The organism is Pseudoalteromonas sp. S558, assembly GCF_005886635.1.
GTDB classification, from domain to species: Bacteria; Pseudomonadota; Gammaproteobacteria; order Enterobacterales; family Alteromonadaceae; genus Pseudoalteromonas; species Pseudoalteromonas aliena.
Genome location: NZ_PNDU01000184.1, coordinates 1 through 19,772, shown reverse-complemented (window position 1 = coordinate 19,772; position 19,772 = coordinate 1). Strand labels below are relative to the sequence as shown.

The 19,772-nt window shown below is 37.4% G+C and carries 18 protein-coding genes and 1 tRNA gene; 12 read left to right on the top strand and 7 right to left on the bottom strand.

Going from position 1 to position 19,772, the window contains the following annotated elements; all coding sequences use genetic code 11:
- The first annotated feature begins 1,082 nt into the window (after positions 1–1,082).
- The 3 genes from CWB66_RS13165 to CWB66_RS13155 all read left to right on the top strand — a co-directional run bounded on the left by CWB66_RS13165 (position 1,083) and on the right by CWB66_RS13155 (position 5,164).
- Complete coding sequence (locus CWB66_RS13165) at positions 1,083–2,339, top strand: tyrosine-type recombinase/integrase (RefSeq protein ID WP_138585724.1); 1,257 nt, start codon at positions 1,083–1,085, stop codon at positions 2,337–2,339.
- Positions 2,340–2,778: 439 nt separating this feature from the next.
- Positions 2,779–3,780, top strand: coding sequence for a reverse transcriptase family protein (locus CWB66_RS13160; protein ID WP_138585723.1), 1,002 nt, complete (start codon positions 2,779–2,781; stop codon positions 3,778–3,780).
- 1 nt (position 3,781) lies between these two features.
- Positions 3,782–5,164 (top strand): AAA family ATPase, encoded by a 1,383-nt coding sequence (locus tag CWB66_RS13155; protein WP_138585722.1) that lies wholly within the window; start codon positions 3,782–3,784, stop codon positions 5,162–5,164.
- Between the two features lie 491 nt (positions 5,165–5,655).
- On the opposite strand, the gene CWB66_RS13150 is transcribed toward CWB66_RS13155, so the two are convergent.
- From CWB66_RS13150 to CWB66_RS13135, 4 genes are all read right to left on the bottom strand, one after another.
- Entirely contained in the window at positions 5,656–6,537 is an 882-nt protein-coding gene (locus tag CWB66_RS13150; RefSeq protein ID WP_138585721.1) for a site-specific integrase, read from the bottom strand.
- Positions 6,530–6,751 carry a hypothetical protein gene (locus tag CWB66_RS13145; RefSeq protein WP_008136222.1) on the bottom strand — a complete coding sequence of 74 codons (222 nt, stop codon included), beginning with the start codon at positions 6,749–6,751 and terminating at the stop codon, positions 6,530–6,532. Before CWB66_RS13145 ends, CWB66_RS13150 begins: the two co-directional genes overlap by 8 nt.
- Positions 6,752–7,248: 497 nt before the next feature.
- Entirely contained in the window at positions 7,249–8,244 is a 996-nt protein-coding gene (locus CWB66_RS13140) for a hypothetical protein (protein WP_138585720.1), read from the bottom strand.
- A gap of 4 nt (positions 8,245–8,248) precedes the next feature.
- Positions 8,249–8,518 carry a helix-turn-helix domain-containing protein gene (locus CWB66_RS13135; protein WP_138585719.1) on the bottom strand — a complete coding sequence of 90 codons (270 nt, stop codon included), beginning with the start codon at positions 8,516–8,518 and terminating at the stop codon, positions 8,249–8,251.
- A 92-nt stretch (positions 8,519–8,610) separates the two neighbouring features.
- Between CWB66_RS13135 and CWB66_RS13130 the strand changes: the two genes are divergently transcribed.
- From CWB66_RS13130 to CWB66_RS13115, 4 genes are all read left to right on the top strand, one after another.
- Entirely contained in the window at positions 8,611–8,802 is a 192-nt protein-coding gene (locus CWB66_RS13130; RefSeq protein ID WP_096793371.1) for a hypothetical protein, read from the top strand.
- Between the two features lie 88 nt (positions 8,803–8,890).
- Entirely contained in the window at positions 8,891–9,259 is a 369-nt protein-coding gene (locus CWB66_RS13125; protein ID WP_138585718.1) for a hypothetical protein, read from the top strand.
- A 294-nt stretch (positions 9,260–9,553) separates the two neighbouring features.
- Positions 9,554–9,790, top strand: a complete 237-nt coding sequence (locus CWB66_RS13120; RefSeq protein WP_138585717.1) for a MerR family transcriptional regulator — start codon at positions 9,554–9,556, stop codon at positions 9,788–9,790.
- 62 nt (positions 9,791–9,852) lie between these two features.
- A complete protein-coding gene (locus CWB66_RS13115) occupies positions 9,853–11,223 on the top strand; it encodes a bifunctional DNA primase/polymerase (RefSeq protein ID WP_138585716.1) in 1,371 nt (456 codons plus the stop codon).
- Between the two features lie 151 nt (positions 11,224–11,374).
- On the opposite strand, the gene CWB66_RS13110 is transcribed toward CWB66_RS13115, so the two are convergent.
- From CWB66_RS13110 to CWB66_RS13100, 3 genes are all read right to left on the bottom strand, one after another.
- Positions 11,375–12,130: a hypothetical protein gene (locus tag CWB66_RS13110; protein WP_138585715.1), complete on the bottom strand. Its 756-nt coding sequence runs from the start codon at positions 12,128–12,130 to the stop codon at positions 11,375–11,377.
- 1,079 nt (positions 12,131–13,209) lie between these two features.
- Positions 13,210–13,286, bottom strand: a tRNA-Pro gene (locus CWB66_RS13105).
- Between the two features lie 111 nt (positions 13,287–13,397).
- Positions 13,398–14,021, bottom strand: coding sequence for an arylesterase (locus CWB66_RS13100; protein WP_138585714.1), 624 nt, complete (start codon positions 14,019–14,021; stop codon positions 13,398–13,400).
- On the opposite strand from CWB66_RS13100, the gene CWB66_RS13095 reads away from it, so the two are divergent.
- The 5 genes from CWB66_RS13095 to ruvB all read left to right on the top strand — a co-directional run bounded on the left by CWB66_RS13095 (position 14,022) and on the right by ruvB (position 19,516).
- Entirely contained in the window at positions 14,022–14,735 is a 714-nt protein-coding gene (locus tag CWB66_RS13095; RefSeq protein ID WP_138585725.1) for an ABC transporter ATP-binding protein, read from the top strand. It abuts the gene before it with no gap.
- Entirely contained in the window at positions 14,725–17,226 is a 2,502-nt protein-coding gene (locus CWB66_RS13090) for an ABC transporter permease (RefSeq protein ID WP_138585713.1), read from the top strand. Before CWB66_RS13095 ends, CWB66_RS13090 begins: the two co-directional genes overlap by 11 nt.
- 130 nt (positions 17,227–17,356) lie before the next feature.
- Positions 17,357–17,881 (top strand): crossover junction endodeoxyribonuclease RuvC, encoded by a 525-nt coding sequence (gene ruvC, locus CWB66_RS13085; protein ID WP_002960649.1) that lies wholly within the window; start codon positions 17,357–17,359, stop codon positions 17,879–17,881.
- Between the two features lie 2 nt (positions 17,882–17,883).
- On the top strand, positions 17,884–18,501 hold the full coding sequence (gene ruvA, locus CWB66_RS13080) for a Holliday junction branch migration protein RuvA (protein ID WP_002960647.1): 618 nt from the start codon (positions 17,884–17,886) through the stop codon (positions 18,499–18,501).
- A gap of 7 nt (positions 18,502–18,508) precedes the next feature.
- Positions 18,509–19,516 (top strand): Holliday junction branch migration DNA helicase RuvB, encoded by a 1,008-nt coding sequence (ruvB, locus tag CWB66_RS13075; RefSeq protein ID WP_138585712.1) that lies wholly within the window; start codon positions 18,509–18,511, stop codon positions 19,514–19,516.
- Positions 19,517–19,772: the final 256 nt, after the last annotated feature.

The window sequence follows — 19,772 nt, the reverse complement described above, 5'->3', positions numbered from 1 at the left end:
GAGGTTTGTAACCTAGTGGGCTAAGTAAAAACCGAGCAACAAAGAGTTAATCGCCCCTAGAAAGAACCCAAAGGGCAGCGCATGTTTGGCATTTATGCTGCGTTATCGCCTATTTATGGGGAACAACCACACCACATAGGCGCTGCCTTGCCTAAAAACCAAACATACAGCTGCAAAATTAATCACAAAAGGTCAACACGCCCTAGTCAGGTATTTCTAAAACGATGCTCAAACAATACATACAGCGAAGATCACAGTATCGAGTGTTTAAATTCTATTAGACCCAAATTTAAGTGATGATAATAGTTCGCTTAATCATGAGAGCTATTTATATAGGTTAGGTACTTATACCAACTTTATTAAAAACATGATCACTTTATTGCATTAAATAACTCACTAACTGCGCTAAAAACTGTTCATATAGAACAAGTATATATCATAATTTCACCTTCTTATTACGCTACTTTCTTAGCGAAATAATAGAACACTTATTTAATGCAACTGATATTATTAATTTTGTAAAGCTGATAGCAAGCTTTAAGTATTCTATTAAATAATACTTGATGAACTTAACTCTGCAGTGCTGAAGTTGATTTAATTTTAAAATCGTTTCGACTAACTAGATATAAACTCGCTTATTTAAATAATATTAGAGATCAATTTGATTAATTAGAGCAGCGTAAATTTATAAAGTAAAAATTATGTGTACATTAACGAAGCGATATTTTAATAGAGCAGAGTTGTCTCTGTTATGAAAGGAGTTATAGAAGATTTACAAATAAGCTAAGTTGTAACAATTCTTTAGATAGTTATTGATTTGAAAGTAATTAATTGGTCGGTATGGAGAGATTCGAACTCTCGACCCCTGCCACCCCATAAAAATTACCTGTGTTTTATCGTGTACAAAAGTGGCTAAAAGTGTTCTACAGTGAAGTATTCAAAGTAATCGTAAGTTATTGCTATTGAATGGATTAATCTTTTAAATTATACCTAGTGAATAAACGTGAAGTTTAGTGAGCTCAAATCAGCTCGTGCGATAACTGTGCGACAAAAGTTTTGACTTAACTCTAGGTGTGCGAAAAATGGCGTCAATCAAAGTAAAATTAACTGAATCTGTACTCAAAAATATCCCTTTGGAAATTACCAAAATCAATGACACTGAGATCTCCGGTTTTTATTTAAATATTGGTAAGGCAAATAAAGAAGGAAAGCGCTCACAGGTATATTATCTGTATTACCGCCTAGGAGGCCGAGGTTCGAAAGAAAGAAGGTTAGCCTTAGGTAATTCATCGGTTATCACAGTAAGTGAAGCTAGACAGCTTGCTAAACAATATATTGGTGATGTGTCGCGTGGTATTGACGTTTTTTTACAAAAAAAGAAAGCAGCGCTGATTGAAAAGCAAGAAAGCACCTCACCGACAATCGCAGTACTTGCGAATGAGTTTATTGAAAGAGATATTAAAGCTAATCGTAAAGGTGTAGACCCTGTAATAAGAATGTTTGAAAAAGACATTTTGCCATTTATTGGCAACTATAAACTTAAAGAAATAACCCGCCGTGAAATTTTCAAAAAAGTGCTTGATCCAATAACAGATAGAGGTGCTAAAACGCAGGCGAATAAAACACTATCTATCCTTAAGCAAATGTTTAATTTTGGTGTTGAGCGAGATTTAATCCAAGGTAATCCAATCAGCACAGTTAAAAAGAAGAGTGTAGGTGGCCTTGAAAAGTCGCGAACCAGAGCGCTCGAATTTGAAGAGGTTATTCAAGTATTTGAGCGCCTACCAAAGCTAGGTATAAGCCAACAAGTTATATTCGCGTTGAAGTGTATTACTTTAACAGGGTGTCGGCCAATAGAAGTTACAGGTGCACAGTGGCAAGAATTTGATTTTGATAAAATGATATGGACAATCCCAGTCGAGCGCGTGAAGCAAAATAAAAATGGCGAAAGAACTCATAAAGTACCGATTACTCAAAATATGGTTATTTTGCTTGATGAGCTACGTGCAGCATTCGGCTATCTCAATTCTAAGTATGTGTTCCCGAGCACAACAACTAATAAATCAGGCCCAGGCGAACAGCCTATTGATAGACATTCACTGTCACGATCTATAAGTCGTAAACTAGAGCAATTAGGAGTACCTAAATTTGTACCTCACGATTTACGAAGAACGGTTGCGACTCGGTTAGGTGATACCGATATTGGGACAGATCCAATAGTGATTGAAAAAATACTAAATCACCAATTGCAAGGTGTGCAGGGCGTTTATAATATGCAGGAGTATATGGAAGCCAGAAGGAAAGCTTTGGAAGCGTGGGGAGAGAAAGTAATTTCTTAGAATGACCCCCCTTAAAGAGTAGGCCATTTTTAACTCTTTGAAATGTAATTTTTAAAAAGTTTGATTGAAGAGAGTGACTTGAGTTATCAATGGAGCTTAACTTGATTTTTATGGTTACATGTTATAGATTGTCAATACACCTAGCGACTAGGAGTATCTCCAGTCATTATGCAAGGTCACTACAAGCTATGAATTATGTTACCCTTACACCTTATTCTTCCTTGTCCAAGATAAGATTGAGTATAGGGTGTAAGATTGTAACTTTACATGTAACTATCTCTAGTTAATTTAAAGCTTATAAACAAATAAAAAAACCTCATTTTGAACACCCTGATTTCTTAGACATAACCCCCAATATTTATTCTATACATTGATATTTGAGCCGTTATACTAAACGTTCACTTGATATGTTTTGGTACGTAAGCGGAGTAACATTTACTTGTTTGATGAAAACCAAAAGCGGAGTCTGCGGGAAATTTTTATCTCAACATTTCATGAGAAAATGTCCTTTCAAGACTTTATTCAGCTAGATGTAGGCTCAGAGTTTCAGAAGTTTAATCTGAAACGAAGAACACTTTACGCCCCATCACCAAAATTAAAACAAATACATCGATTTTTAAATAATACAATATTTGAGTTTGCTGATTACAACACTGATGTTGTGTTTTCATATCGGAAAGGCGTAAATATCCGAGACGCAGTTGAAAAACACTCGGACAACAACTTCTTCTTTCAGACCGATTTGTCAAATTTCTATAGTAATATCCACGAAAGTGATGTAAGTAGAGCTCTATCTAATCAGCTGACAAATACTCCTGTTTCAGATATAGAAAAATATATAGATAAAGTTATAGAGCTAGTCGTTTTTGATGACCACATTCCTGCGGGCTTTTCAACATCGCCGATTCTGAGTAATATTTGTTTATTTGAGTTTGATAATCAACTCAATAAATACTGCAATGAACACAACCTTACTTATACTAGATATTCCGATGATTTAATTATATCAAGTAAAGCAGACCATTTTTCAGAAGATATCGAGTCAGTTGTGAGTAACCTGTTAAGTGAATACATAAATGCAGGAATTATAATCAATAAATTGAAGACTAAGCTACATAAAAAAGGCCATAACTTTAAACTGTTAGGTTTTAACGTTTTACCAAATGGGGTTGTTACAATTCCTAGCGTTGACAAAAAAGAGATTGAAACCCTCTTATACTTTTACTTAACAGACAGTAATAAATTTGAAAATTATTTTCAGAGTACCTTTTGTAACACTGAAACGGAGTTAGGTGAGAAGTCACTTCGAGAGCTTGCGATAGGAAAATTATCTGGGAAATTGATAGCTTTTAACTCGATGGATAAGCAATACGTATCTAAGTTACGCCGAAAGTATGGTAATACAATGATTGATATGTTCATAAGAAAGTCGGTGAAATAGCTTGAATATAAAAATTTTAGTCAGCAATGTACAGCATATAAACAAGCAAGAAATTTCATTCGACTTATCAAAAAACAAGCTTTTGTGTATTGCAGGTAAAAATAGCGTTGGAAAAACTACTTTAATTCGTGCAATACGCAACCTTTCGATTAACAGTACGTTCCAAGATACTGCAGCACCATATATTTTTAATGAAAATAGTAAAATTTCATACTCAGTGGATGGCCTCGCCGAAAATATTGAATTTACTTACAATAAGTTACTAAAAAGTATTGATAGTAAACAGGAAATTCCTGAAGAGCTTAAGTCACTAATAAGTGTAGAGTTACCAATCCCGCACGGAGAGCGTTTTAATCACTTTAGTCGCTTATCTGATATTGATGAAGCTCTCCGTGCAAAGATAGCAATAGGTGATTACTCAATACCTCTTGATCTAATTTCTTTTCTAGAAAGTGTATATGGTGATAGCAGATTTGAGAATTTAAAGCAGGTAGACATCAAGAGAGTAAGTTACTATTTTATCCTAAAAGATGAAATTGAAAGGTACTACATTCGTGAAGACTACTTCAGTTCGGGTGAATATTTTGTTATTAATCTTTTCAAACAAATTCAGCAAGGTAAAAAGCTGATCGTAATAGATGAAATTGATATTTCGCTTGATGCAAGCGCTCAGGTCAACCTTGTCAGAGTCCTTCGAGAATACTGTGGCAAATATGAAACTAATATAGTATTTACCACGCATTCTCTTGCATTAATGAAGACGCTTAATGATGAAGAGCTACACTATATGGAGCGAAATCAGGATAGAGACTGCGTGACAGTAACACCGCGCTCCTATAATTTTGTTAAAAGTGTTATGTATGGCTTTACAGGTTTCGACAAATATATTCTAACAGAAGACAAATGTTTGGAAGAGTATATGGATTACATCATTAGCTCTTCTACAAATGATAATTTTTTCAAACACTTAATTATATATGTTGCGGGTGGTTCTCAAGTCGTTGATTTGCTGTCTAGAAATACTGATAAAAAGTTTTTATCAGAATCTGAAAATGTTGTAGCTGCACTTGATGGTGATCAGTCAGATGAGCGTTTTATTCAAGATAGAAACGATATATTGCTACTACCGTTCTCAAGTATTGAAAAAGCAATTTACGATTGTTATTTAAATGGCGATGATAAAATACCTCGAGTAGATTCAATTGAGGGTGGTAACGTCAGTAAAAAAGCAAAAAATCTATTCTGGAAGCTAACTAAAAAAGTTCATACAGGTGTACCTCTTATGTCTAAGGCAAGTATATACGCCTACTTAGAAGAGTTAAATCCTGGTGGAGTGAAGGAGTTTAGGCAACAATTGACAAGCTTTTTAAATCCTGACAGGTAACAATAAGATTTAAATTAGTCGCAGTAACTTTTAATATACTTTTTAGCAAATTAAACTATGAACTTACCTTAATATCACCTTTGTGACTGCAGGCATAAAATGCCTACCTTTTGTGAAACCTATCTAGCTTCAGTACGTTAAACCAAGCTTTTTTAAAGTTATTATTTGAGAGTATCTTTAATAGGTTTTTAGGCTACGTTCAAAATTGTACCTTTTTGATTTAGCGGATAAGTAATTATTTATTAATAACAATCTCCAAATTTTTGTTTAAAGCTATACTCATAATTGAGGGACTTCCTCTTAATTGAAAGGATAACGATTGTGGCTCTTAAACCGGGACCAAAACCAATTGCTGATTCAACTGGCAAACCTGATAAACGTAGACGTGATAACAAAAATACTCCAGGGAACACCCCAGGATTAAAACCTAGTAAATCTTCAAAGAAATAGATAAGACTTGAAATTAAAGCTATCTTCACGGTAGCTTTAACTTAACGTAAATACACCTCAGTGATTTCCGGCCTAAAATGTCCCATCTCTTGTGAAACTGTCTCTAATGCTATTTGATATGGATATTGATTAAGTATCAGCTCTAATAGCCTTTCTTGTGCGTAGCTATGCCTAAGGCCGTGAGCACCGTTGGAAAATGAAAGCGTACGGTTTGATGCTTTATTAAATGAATCAGACCACTTTTTACCGCCTCCTATATCGTAGCGCTGTAAGTAGTTTATTTTTCTATCAACAACAGTGGCAGGTTGTTTAAGTTTACGAAGTTCTAATTTAGCTGATAAATCGTGAGGTATTAGTACTTCGCGTGTTAAGCCTCCTTTGCCTGTCACGGTATATAGCACACCGTTTCTACCAGACCATTTTGAATCAAAAGCTGGCCGTTTATCTGCTTTGCGCTCTTCAACTTTGGCTATGGTCAATAATTCATGCGCACGAAGCCCCGAAGAGAGTGCTATTTGTGTTGATAATGAATATTTAGATGTTTGGTGCTTACTTATTATTTGTGCTTGCTCTGTGGTGTAGGCGCGTGATTTAAGAATTTGCTGATTAATTGATTTAATAACAGGAAGCGTTTGTTTGTCTTTAAGTTTGCCGTTTAGCCTCATCATTGCTTGTATAGCTTGGCGCTCCATATCCAGTGACTTTTGACCCACTATTTCTTTACGGTAATCTAAATAAATGAGTGCTTGATCGATGGTCATTGCCTGAATACCGTTTATGCCAATATCTTTAGCCCAAGAGGCAACGGTGTTAAGTGATTGCTCGTAGTTTCTGGCAGTTCCAAGAGATTTTATAAGCTTACTTTTTGTAAGCCCTTTTATGACATTGTGTGCTTGAGTTTTTGGTTTCGCAAATTTAGCCATGTTTTTTAATCCATCTTTGAATTGTTGACCAATGAGCATTGATACCTTTACGCTTTAGCCAGCGCTGAAGCTCGACAATGTTTGATCCTTGCTTGTAAATTTCTATTAGCTCGAATTTATGTTTATCAAGCTTAGATGTTTTTTTACGGCTTCCTGCGATTAACTTACTTTCAAATTTTAGTTTTTGGACTTCGATTAGGGCATCGAATTTCATGGTATGACTCCAGTCGTATTAAGGTTGTAAGATTGACTGGCAATAAAGCTCAGCGGCACTTAAGCCTATTCGCCCCTGTTTTTCGCATATGCGAAAGGCTCGGACTGATCTCGCCTGATTATTAACCTCATTTCTACGTGTTGTCAGCAGCTGGAGTGCGCCGTTTTTGGTTGGTTACTACCTTTGAAAAGATAGTATTTACCTCGTTACTACGTGTTGAAGGCAGCAGAATAGCGCCTGTTTTTTTCTGGCTCGTTAGAGCTTCAGTAGCAATAAGATTACCACTTTAGAAATATTTTTCAATCTGCAAATAAAACCTGCGTATAAGAGTATGAATGTGTTGTCCCCCGCTATGTGTAAGCCGATCTTCGGCTTCGACATAGCGGGGGACAGGGGCGAAGCCCCAATGTTTAAAGAGAGGCTATTGCTCATGATGCCTCTATTAAATAACAATGTGATAGTACAGCAAATATTATCTTATAATAAAATGTCTTTGTTTAATCTCGATCGTCAATAACAGACCAAGATGCTACGTAGATTTTTGGTATTTCGAAGTTTGCTTTATTTGTAGAGATATAATAATTGTCACCTAACCTTGATAATATCTCTACGTTTTGTATTAGACAAAACTCATTTTTTGTTAGATAAAGAGTACCTCCTTGCAGAGAAAAAATATCACAGCCAGGCTTTTTAAGAATAATATTTTCAGCCTGGATAGAACCAAATTTGTATATATTCATAACCTTGTTAACTATTGGTTTTGCTAGCTCGAAGCTCACAAGTAATATGTAGATTGATATAATAGATAAGATGCAAAAGAATTTTAAATTATCTATATTTTTTGGTTTAGCTGCTGCAACAGTATTTAAAGTCGCGATTATAATCGCAATAAAATAAACTATATATTCTTTGTTAATACTTGAGATGTTAAGGTTCTCAGAAAGCATAACGATCGGAATGAATGATGCGATTGAAGCTGTTAGAGTAACTAGGAAATACACTAAAGATTCTTTATTCACACTTTTATAATTAAACCTTGAAAACTTTTTTAACCCAAGCCACATTACAGGTAATAGTACTACTACCAAAAAGCTTATCCAAATTCCAAACTTCATCGCAGAAAAGAAAATAATCCAAAAAGCTGAAATAGGTATAACAAAGAAGGCGAATATTAGATGGAAGTGCACTTTCTTATCACGCCCATTTTTTTGACGGAAATACCAAAGGCTTCTGTATTTTGTATTATTTCCCCAACCCTCTCTCCAAATTAGACCTGGAAGCAAGAATATTGAAGTTATGATTATTATAAGAAAAATGGCTGTTATAGATGCTGCTCCCAGTACCATTAATGAGGACTGTAAGTCAAAAATAGGCATGTATCCAATTTTTGCGTAGTAGTATACAAATACGCTTCCCCCAAATATTAATAGTGATGACCAAAATGTTATTCCTAGATTTTGGTAAAAGTATTCCTTTATCTTCTCCTTATCCATATTGTTAATCTCCCTTGATAGCTTTAAGTATTATTTTAGCTAACTTTTCCTCTTCACAGTAAAAAAATGCTGTTGGCACTTCTAATACTTTAGCTAACGCGCGCACTGTTTGAAAGTCGGGTGAATGCACGCCTTTTTCGTACTGATTCATTCTAGGCGAAGCCGCAAACTGATCCATTCCAGCCAGTATTCCTAGTTTTTTTTGCGAAAGTCCTTTTGCTAGTCTTGCCTCTTTTAGCCGTTTTGGAAACGGTGAACCATCATTTGTTTTCATTATATTTAATTCTTAACTTGAAAACTAAGAGTTTCTTAGCTTTAATGTGTTCACGATACTAAGGAATACTTAGATAGAAGAGGGTGAAGCAAATGTTGTGGAAAGCAGTTAAGTTTATAGGAGCCGTGACGGTTGATATTTTGCTGGATGTTGATGATAAGTCTGAGCAAGATAAGTTCATTGATGAATACAATGATGGAACTGGAAATGTCGATCATTGTGGTGATAGCTACACAGAGCAAGAAGCGCGAGACGCGCATAGCCGTGGTGAGTTCTACAAATAGTTTTGACAGTTGCTTTTTTAAGTGCAATTGTTAGATGGGTTTTTACACAAAATACAGGCTACGCAGTTGAAAAGCTGCGTAGTTTTTTATGATTAATTTTAATGTTTACGCATTTTTACCTGCGATTGATTTTTTATTTATCAGGCTGCAAGGCCAAGATAATAGCCGTGATAAATTATTATCAATCAGGGATAACTTAAGTAAGCTTAATGAAGCACAAGTACTTAGTGAGCTACTTACCTTAGACTTCATGTTTTACGATTATAGTAACGAGCAATCAGAGGTTTGGGATATACAACTAGAGTCTTTTTCATCGTTTTATAATCGTTCAGAAAAAGTGTATAAGTTTGATAATTACTACCCTGAGGCACATGTTCAATCAGTGTTTAAGTGGATGCTTATGCTTTGTGATGATTGCAGTGATAGTTTGAAAATCCAGCGCTCGGTAATTCATTAGCTAAGCCTTAAAGCAATTTTATTGCTCAAGTTCACTTGATTTATCACTATATCTCATTTAAATTCATCTTAAGCATACTTATTGTGCTTACTTATAATGCAAAGAGATAAAAAGATTTACCACAGAACATAGTAAAGTTAATAAAAAACAGGCGCCCAATGTTCGGGGCTGCCTTCAATACGTAGAAAAGAGGTTACTAGGGTACGCATATATTAATTATATGCACTAGCAAGTCCACGGCTCACAGGGCTACGTGGCATCTCTTTGCTCTAATTTACGTATTGGAGAGCGAATATGCAGTCATCAGAGATCTTATCAGTAAAAGAGCTGTCAGAGCTTTTACACCTATCTACAGGCACAATTAATAATCGTCTGAGCGCCCAGCGCAAGGCTATTGAGTCTGGAAAAGATGCCAACCTTTATCAAGTTCAACGTTTAGCACCACCCTCTATTAAATTGGGTCGAGTTCGCCTATTTAAACGCGAAACAGTTGAGCAATGGCTAGCTCGTTTTGAAGGAGTGAAGGTGTAAGGAAGGCGAAAGGGGCTGCTTGACCGGCGACACCCCAAACGCACTTTGCATCTTCATATTATATGCTTGCCTTTAAAACAAGGCCACAATTTGAGTGGCCAGAATATCCTATTGCCTATCCGAGTCAGTTTTATTCACTAATTGAATTAACGACACCTAAATATGTTCGAGGGTTACTAAGTAAATGCCATAAGTCTAAAAAATTTATTCATTTACTTGGGAACAGTAAATCAAAAAGCTTAACCGATTTTCGAATTTTTAGACGGGACACTAGTAAGTTTGTTCGAGGAGTATTGTATAGTACAAGTGAATCAGTAGACTGCTATTACACTCCAAACGAATTTTTTAGTTGGCCTAGGGAGAGCAACCTAGCTCTACTATCAGCGAATTGGATTGAAATTGATCTTAATGACAAATGTGATCCATTTGATGTTAGAAGGACAGAGGCTAAAATTGTTCCTGAAGTATTCAATAGGTTAAAACTGAGCAAGCTACCACCACCAACAGGCTATGTCCTTTCTGGCTCAGGTGGAATACATCTTTATTGGATTTACAATCCTGTAGATGCAGTCGCAATTAACAAGTTGATATGGCAACAAATTACTAAAAGTCTAATTGAGAGTTTTGGAAAGTCAGATAGTTTTTGGCATGTAGATCTTATGGCTACAAAAAGAATTAGCGGTTTTTTGCGTGTCCCAGGGTCTGTTCACAGTAGAACAGGATTGCATGCCAGGTATTTTGGCTCTGGTACTAAATATACATTTGATGAACTGTTGATGTGTTTAGATCTATGTCATTTACGTAAGAATATAGAGAAATCGCAGCTAGAATTCAAAACTAGTTTAGCTTCAAGCCCCAGAAATAAGATAGCAAAGCAACCAAAGCAACCAGGTCACCAACGCTACGGTCATAGCATTAAAGAATGGTGGCTAAAATGTATTAACAGTATTCAAAACCATTTTTATAAGCAGGGTGGGGTGCCGAAGGGTAAGCGAGATAAAACAGCGTTTATCCTGTTTGTTGCGTTTCAACACCTGAATAAAAACACCGCATTTGAAAAGCTAACAAAAATAAATGATGAGCTAATTGGTTTATCATTAGAAGAGCTTGTTAGTTTAACTAGAACAGCAAAAACAACACACTATAAGTACAGAAAAGAGACTCTAGCTGATTACCTGGAAGACTTGTTCGGCTTTTGCCCTGAATATTTAAATATTAAGTCAAAAGTGAAGTTATCAAGCGATGAAATTAAGGAGAGGCAGAAAAAAGCAGCTACAGACACTGCGATTAAAAAGCGAAGTAATTCGCAGCAGCTTGTTAAAAAAGCTGTTAAAAAAATAACCAAAGAAACGGGCAACAGACCAACTCAACAGGCTGTTGCACTGTTTACCAATCTTAGTTTAAGAACAGTTAAAAGATATTGGATAACATAATGTGACAGGGCACTTAGATTGAAATTAAACAGCAAAATATGCAACAGTGGCAATACAGTTTAGAACTTTCTGGACTAGTTGCCCCGACCGCTTAGTGCCATGAGCGGTCATTGATAGTTTACCAGGTGCAGGCCCACAATTAGCACCTCGATTATGTTTCTTTTTCGTCGATTCTTTTGAGAATAATTAGAAATACATCTAAAGCTTCTTGAACCAAATTTTGATGTGCATGCTGATCAATAAGTAAATAAATAAGATGATTACGGTATGCAGAACTCAAGTGCTTTGTAAGGACTTCATCGATGTTAGTAACTTTAGAAACTGAGGAATTTGATGCATAAAGCATTTTATTTCTTTCATTTGCAATTTCTTGAATGTATTTGAATATCGAGTCAATGCCACGATCAGATGCTATTTCACGAACTTTCAATAAATAATCGGTTGCTTTTCCGTTAGGCTCTACAGAGACAAGATTTAGTGGTGGCTGTGGAACAATGCATATCTTTTTGTCTCCATCTTCACCAATTGGCATTCTAACCCACAGTTTTTCTTTTTTGTTTCCGTTTAAAGAGTCAAAAAAAAGCTCCAATGGAATTTCATTTTTTAAAATACCCAGCGCGCCACCAATTAAATCAAAGAATTGTGAAATACCTGATTTGTGTTTGTGATCCCAAGATTTCAATTTATTAGCATTAGCATATCGTCGCTTTTTTAACGCTGCAAATATTGCCGTTGCTGACTCTTCCTCTGCGGTAATTGCAACAAAAGCTGCTATTTCTGGCATACTTTCACGCAACAATACGGAGCGTTCCATGTGTCGGATGCTAGATTTCACTGCAAAGCCACCATAACCAGAAGTGGAACTAGCTTCTTTAAGTACTTTTTTTTGAAAATCGTTTAAATTCATAGATTCCATTTGAAACATAACGGCTTATTGAACACCATTTTGGTGGTTTATAATACACCAAAACGGCGTATATTACATATCCTGATAATTTCACCAATAATCACTTTTGTAAACATGTGATTAAAACAGCTCGGAATTAGGCATGTTATTTTGCCCCAAAACGGCGTTTAATAATGTTATTGGACAAAATTAGATTCTACTCAAAACACAGGAATAAACTTAACTTTTTCATTGTCCGGTTTTCGCTCAAAGCTGCCTATTTTCTTTTAATTTCCAATTCACAGGTGTCCGGCGTTTTTCAAGTTAGTTGTTGCCTTAAGTTTCAAACTTTTCGTTGGCTGAAGTATAAATCAAAACTCTTTAATTCTTGGTACGGTCTTTTGCTGCCAATATGTTAGCCAGTAGGCGGCTAGTAAACTAGCAATTGAAAATAAAAGCATAAATATAGCTTTAAAGATGCTACCTCTAGTCGAATCATAAATTAATAGAGGTATTGCAATGAAAGGGAGTGAACCTGCTATAGCTCGATACAGACCTACTAGATTAAAACCAATTTGGTATGAAAGTGTATGTAATCTGTATTTAAATGTTCTACTAGAATCGGATAAAGACAAACTGTATTTAGAAATAGCTCAAACAACACTATGCAAAAGAGTTAGTAAATTAAAATAGTATATAAGATGGTCTGGTGGCGTAATCCCTTAGAAAAAGCTAACCGGGCCTTCTACGCCTGAAAAGAGTAAGACTAAAAGGCAGGGAATTGAGCCAAATACAATTGCACAAATAATTTCGTCAAAGAGTAAGTGTGAAGCGGTTTTGTTTTTCGTTGGTTTGCATAATTGTTTTCTATTGTACTTTGAGCTTTAAAGTACAATTCAAAAGAAGAGTAAAAACTTGTTCAGTAGAGTGCCATTAGCTGTCTTCCTATATATCCCCCCCTTTTATACCTTAAAAGTATAAAATAATTTAAGGGAAGTATCGTGCGATAAATGTGCGACATATATTTAAAAATACTAAGTTAATAGTGCGATAAAGAAAAGAGTTTAATTTATAACAAGTTGAAATAAAGAGGGATTAATTGGTCGGTATGGAGAGATTCGAACTCTCGACCCCTGCCACCCCATGACAGTGCGCTACCAAGCTGCGCCACATACCGATTTATATTCAATAGTACGTGTATTTTTTTAAAAATCAATAAGCGATTGTTTGTTTGGATGTTTATTGCGCAAGAACGCTAAAAATAGCACTCTTGCGATGTATTAATTCATTAATCCTTATTTAACCACTTTTTGATCGAGTCATACATCTCATCGCGTATTAATAGCTGAGCTTTTTTGTTAGGGTGTAAATTATCGTTTTGCATAAGCTCAGGTTTGCCGGCAATGTTAAGCATAAAAAAGTTCATTAAATACGCATTTGTTTCTTCGCTAACGCGCGAGAAAGTGTCAGTAAACATTTTGCTGTAACGCGGGCCATAATTAGGAGGAATGTAAATCTCCATTAAGGCGGTCATCGCATTAGCAGCTTGGCTTTTTTGAATAAGAGCCGTTAAGTTGGTTTGCATTTTTTTAACTGGAAAACCACGTAAACCGTCATTGGCACCTAGCTCAATAAGTACATGAGTAGGTTCGTATTGCTCAAGCAATGCATCTAAACGACGTAGGGCTCCACCGGATGTTTCGCCACTAATACTGGCGTTGATAAGTTCAATGTCGGCTTGTTCGTCATCGTATTTATCTTGTAACAATTTTACCCAGCCTTGCTCTTGTTGAAGTCCATAGGCTGCGCTTAAACTGTCACCGAGTATTAAAATCGTGTTGTCGGCTGCTGCGCTCAGCGGTTTGATAACTAAAAATAAAATGAATACTAAACGTAGGATTGAATGAGTCATATGTCAGCGCTTTCTCAATTAAATATAATTCAGGTTAATGGTTTATCTAAAATAGTCTCTACCTTTGAAGGTGAGCTGCCCATCCTCAGCGACATCAGCTTTAATGTCAAGCATGGTGAGTCTGTTGCTATTGTTGGTACGTCGGGCTCTGGTAAATCTACGTTACTCAGTTTATTAGCAGGGCTGGATATTGCCAGCAGCGGAGAGGTGTTTTTAGACGGCGAGCCATTGCACAATTTAGATGAAGAAGAACGTGCTGCACTGCGCGCGGCTAAAATTGGATTTGTGTTTCAATCGTTTATGTTAGTACAAAGCTTAACGGCACTTGAAAACGTGATGCTACCAGCAGAGCTTGCTGGTGAAAGTGATGCAAAAGAGCAAGCAATTGCATTACTTGAAAAAGTAGGCTTGAGCCATCGTATTGATCATTACCCGTCGCAGCTCTCTGGCGGTGAGCAACAACGTGTTGCTATTGCGCGAGCATTTATTGGTACACCTAAAATATTGTTTGCTGATGAGCCTTCGGCTAACTTAGACAGCAAAAACGGTAAAATGATTGAATCCTTATTATTTGATTTAAATACGCAACACGGCACCACGCTTATTTTGGTGACTCACGATGAAGGGCTTGCACAAAAATGTGAGCACATTATTCAAATAGAAGCGGGTTTACTGGTAAAAAGCCAAGTAGAGGACGTTGCTAATGTGGGTTAAGTTAGCGCTTAAATTATTTTCGCGAGAATTTCGCCGTGGTGAGCTCACGGTCATAAGCGCGGCTATCGCGCTTGCTGTTTTAACTGTGCTTACACTGTCTATGGTTACTGAGCGAATAGGGCAAAGTATTGCGCAAAAAAGCAGTGCTTTTATTGCAGCAGACCGTGTACTTGCAAGCGATCATGTTCTCGACACCGCTTTTATTACTCAAGCACAAAGCCAAAATTTAAAAACGGCGCAAATGGTGTATTTCGACACTATGTTGTTTGCCGATGATGAAATGCAGTTTAGCTCAGTAAAAGCGGCATCTAATGCGTATCCGCTAAAAGGGCAGTTAAAAGTTAAAGATACCCTAACCGGCGAAACTAAAGTTGCTAATAGCGGGCCAACGCCGGGTAATGTGTGGCTAAGTGAATCGGTATTTTACAGTTTAAATATTGATATAGGCGCGCAAGTAGAACTTGGCGCGGCATTATTTAATGTTTCAAAAGTTATTGTAGAAGAGCCCGATGCGCCATTTAATGTATTTTCGAGCAGCCGTCGTGTGCTTATTAATATTGACGATGTGGCAAAAACCGAAGTTGTGCAGCCGGGTAGTCGTGTTTATTACCGCCAACTTTATGCAGGTAGTGAGGCCGACATAAATAGCTTTTACGAGTGGCTTAAACCACAAATGAAAGAAAACCAACAATGGTATGGCGTTAAAGACCGTCAATCACCTATTTCAAACAGCTTAAACCGCGCAGAGAGTTTTTTATTACTTGCCGGCCTATTAGGTATTATTTTGGCTGCAGTGGCTATAGCCGTTTCAGCAAAACGTTATTGTGAACGCCAATACGACCCAGTAGCGATGATGAAAACGCTAGGCGGTAGCCGCTCAATGATCCGCAAAATATACATGCTGCATTTATTGCTTGTATGTGCAATGGCGGTAAGTATAGGGTTGTTAATTGGTTATGGCTTGCAAGAAATAGCAACAAGTTACTTATCAAAAAGTATGGGCACAAAGTTACCCTTAGGTGGCTTTAAACCTTGGCTGGTGGCTATAAGCACTGGCGTAATTTGTGCCGTTATGTTTTCTATCAAACCGTTATTTGATTTATTCGATATTCCACCGCTCAGAGTGCTGCGTCGTAACTTAGGCGACAAGTTGGCAGTGAGTCGTGTGCATTTAGGCATGAGTGCGCTAACCGTGTTTTTATTGATGTGGTTATTTAGTAACAACATAAAAATAACGCTTATTTTGTTTATCTCCACACTTGCGCTAATTGGTGTGCTGTTTTTAGTATCTAAATTAATATTTGGTGGTGGTCGAAAATTAGGATTAAAGCCAGGTAACAGTTGGTCGCTTGCAATTGCGTCTATTCAAAAGCGTGCAAATGTGAACGCGGTACAGTTAATTAGTTTTTCGTTAGCGATTAAATTACTGCTGTTTTTAGTGGTACTTAAAAACGATATGATAGCTGATTGGCAATCGCAACTTCCTGCCGATGCGCCTAATGCATTTTTAGTTAACATTACGCAAAATGAGCTTGGGCCAATTAATGAGTATTTAGCACAAAAAGACATTCAGGTCTCAGAGTTTTATCCCACTATTCGTGGGCGCGTAAATGCGGTAAACGGCGAGTTGGTAGCGCGTTCTGTATCGCTGCAAGACAACGAGAAAAAAGACGAAGAAGCACGTGCTGGTATTGGCCGCGAGCTAAACCTCACATGGCTTAAAAATGTACCAGACCAAAACGAAGTAACACAAGGCACGTGGTTTGGCGAGAATGCGATGGCTGAAGCTTCAGTAGAGGAGTCGATGCTTGAGCGTTTAGATGTTGAGATAGGCGATACGCTTACATTTTTAATTGGTGCGCAGTCGTTCGATGCTAAAATTACCAGTGTGCGCAAAGTTAATTGGGCCACGCTTAAACCCAACTTTTTTATTATTTTAAGCCCCGATGTACTTGCAGATTTTCCAGCAACGTATATTTCGTCGGTGCGTATAAACCCAGATCAAAAACGTGATTTTAGCCAGTTATTGCGTACTTATCCTACTATTACAGCGATTGATATTGATAACTTTGTTAAGCAAATACAAACAACTATTTCGCAAGTATCACTCGCCATTGGTTTTGTACTTGCAATTGTAGTGCTGTGTGGCGCGCTTGTACTTATATCGCAAGTTCAAGCTAGTTTAGGTGAGCGTATGCAAGAAATTGTAATACTGCGAACACTTGGCGCTAAAAGCCGGTTAATTAAAAACGCGACCTTGTATGAGTTTTTATTACTAGGCGGTTTAGCCGGTTTAGTTGCGGCATTTTTTAGCGACATAGCGCTTTTAATTGTACAGCAACAAATGTTCGATTTAGCAGGTAAGTTACATCCGCATATATGGATTATTGGGCCGGTAGCTGGCGGCGTATTTGTAGCGGGTTTAGGCTATTTAATGATTGCCCGAACACTCAAACAAAACACCCAAGGACTAGTGCGCGCCCTAGGGTAAACTTAAACTAACATGCTCTTTCAAATGCCCACCTAACACGTGGGCATTTTTGTTTTTCTTTGTACTGGTAATTTATACAGTGCTCTGGCATTATTAGCGTAATTTAAAAATAATAACAATGGAGCGCTGTTTGGCCATTATTTTAGGGATCGATCCTGGTTCACGTTTGACTGGGTATGGCGTTGTTGCCCACCAAGGCTCTAAATTTACATACTTAGGGAGTGGCTGTATTAAGTTAGCCGATCATCCTTTTCCGGTTAGGCTTAAAATGATCTACCAAGGCATAACACAGCTTATTGAACAGTTTTCGCCAGAAACCTTTGCCATTGAAAAAGTATTTATGGCGCACAACCCCGATTCAGCTTTAAAACTAGGCCAAGCTAGAGGCGCCGCGATTGTGGGCGCTGCAATGGCGGATTTACCTGTATTTGAATACTCAGCTAGGCAAATTAAGCAAGCGGTAGTCGGTAACGGTGGCGCTGATAAAACACAAGTGCAACACATGGTAAAAAATATTTTAAAACTACCCGGTACGCCACAGGCCGATGCAGCTGATGCACTCGCTATTGCGATTTGCCATGCTCACTCAGAACAAAATTTAATTAAACTAGCGGGTAGCGCAAGCAAAACCGTTAGAGGACGTTTAAGGAAATAACTATGATAGGCCGCTTAAATGGTATTTTAGTCGAAAAACAGCCACCAGAAATATTACTTGAAGTAAGTGGTGTCGGTTACGAAGTACAAATGCCAATGACCTGTTTTTACGATTTACCAAAAATTGGTGAAAACGCGATTGTTTATACGCACTTTGTAGTACGTGAAGATGCTCAACTGTTATTTGGTTTTAATAATAAAGTTGAGCGTGCCTTGTTTAGAGAGCTATTAAAAGCAAATGGGGTAGGGCCAAAACTTGGTTTAGCTATTTTATCGGGCATGTCGGCAAAGCAATTTGTAAGCTGTGTAAATAATGAAGACTCAACATCGCTTGTTAAATTACCCGGTGTAGGTAAAAAAACGGCCGAGCGTTTAGTACTCGAAATGAAAGACAGACTAAAAGATTGGGGTAATGATTTATTTACGCCATTTAGCGACAGCGCAGTAATAGAGCCAATGAGCGATGCGACAATTGCTAATAATGCCGCCGATGATGCCGTATCGGCACTGCTTGCATTAGGTTATAAATTGCCACAAGCTCAAAAAGCCGTAAAATCGATAAGTAAACCCGATATGTCTACTGAGGTTCTTATTAGAGAATCTTTAAAATCTATGTTGTGAGTAACCCATGATTGAAGCGGATCGCTTAATTGACGCGACTGAAAAAACAAATGAAGATTCTATAGATCGTGCAATAAGGCCAAAACTTTTAGCCGACTACAGAGGTCAGCCTCATGTTAAGCAGCAAATGGAAATTTTTATTGAAGCTGCTCGCACCCGTGGTGAAGCGCTCGATCATTTATTGATATTTGGCCCACCGGGCTTGGGTAAAACCACGCTTGCAAACATTGTCGCCAACGAATTACACGTAAGCATTAAAACAACATCCGGCCCAGTACTTGAAAAAGCAGGCGATTTAGCTGCGCTGCTCACTAATTTAGAAGAAGGCGATGTACTGTTTATTGATGAAATACACAGGCTCAGCCCGCAAGTTGAAGAAATACTTTATCCCGCAATGGAAGACTACCAGCTTGATATAATGATTGGTGAAGGCCCAGCCGCGCGCTCTATTAAATTAGACTTACCTGCATTTACACTTATTGGTGCCACTACGCGAGCAGGCTCGCTCACATCGCCACTGCGTGACCGTTTTGGTATTGTACAGCGATTAGAGTTTTACTCAGTAGAAGATTTATCGCACATAGTAGGGCGCTCAGCACATTATCTTGATTTAGAAATGTGTGATGATGGCGCAACTGAAATTGCTCAGCGCTCGCGTGGCACACCACGTATTGCAAACCGCTTACTACGTCGCGTACGCGATTACACACAAGTAAAATCTGATGGCACAGTAAACGCCGAAGTAGCAAAGCAAGCGCTTGATATGATTGATGTAGATAAAAGTGGCTTTGATTATATGGACCGTAAATATTTACTCGCCATAATCGAAAAATTTATGGGCGGTCCTGTAGGGCTTGACAATGTAGCGGCTGCTATTGGTGAAGAGCGCGAAACAATAGAAGATGTAATAGAGCCATTTTTAATCCAACAAGGGTTTATTCAGCGCACGCCACGAGGACGAATAGTGTCTGATAGCGCTTATCACCATTTTGGTTTACTTCCTAAAAAAGATTAACTCTATATAGCTTGCTGTGCTTTATTGTGCAGCAAGTCATTGCTTTATTATCCCTCTCTTTCAAAATACCGATGCGTTAATAGTCAACTGATAATTCACAGGACGTTAAGACTTGCGAAGCTATGCTGCGTGGCGTTTAGATAACTCACTAAGTACGTTAAAAAATTATTTAGATAGAACAACTATGTATCATAATTTTAGCCTTGCTATTGAACTATTTTTTGTTTCTAGAATAGATCACTAATTTAATGCAATT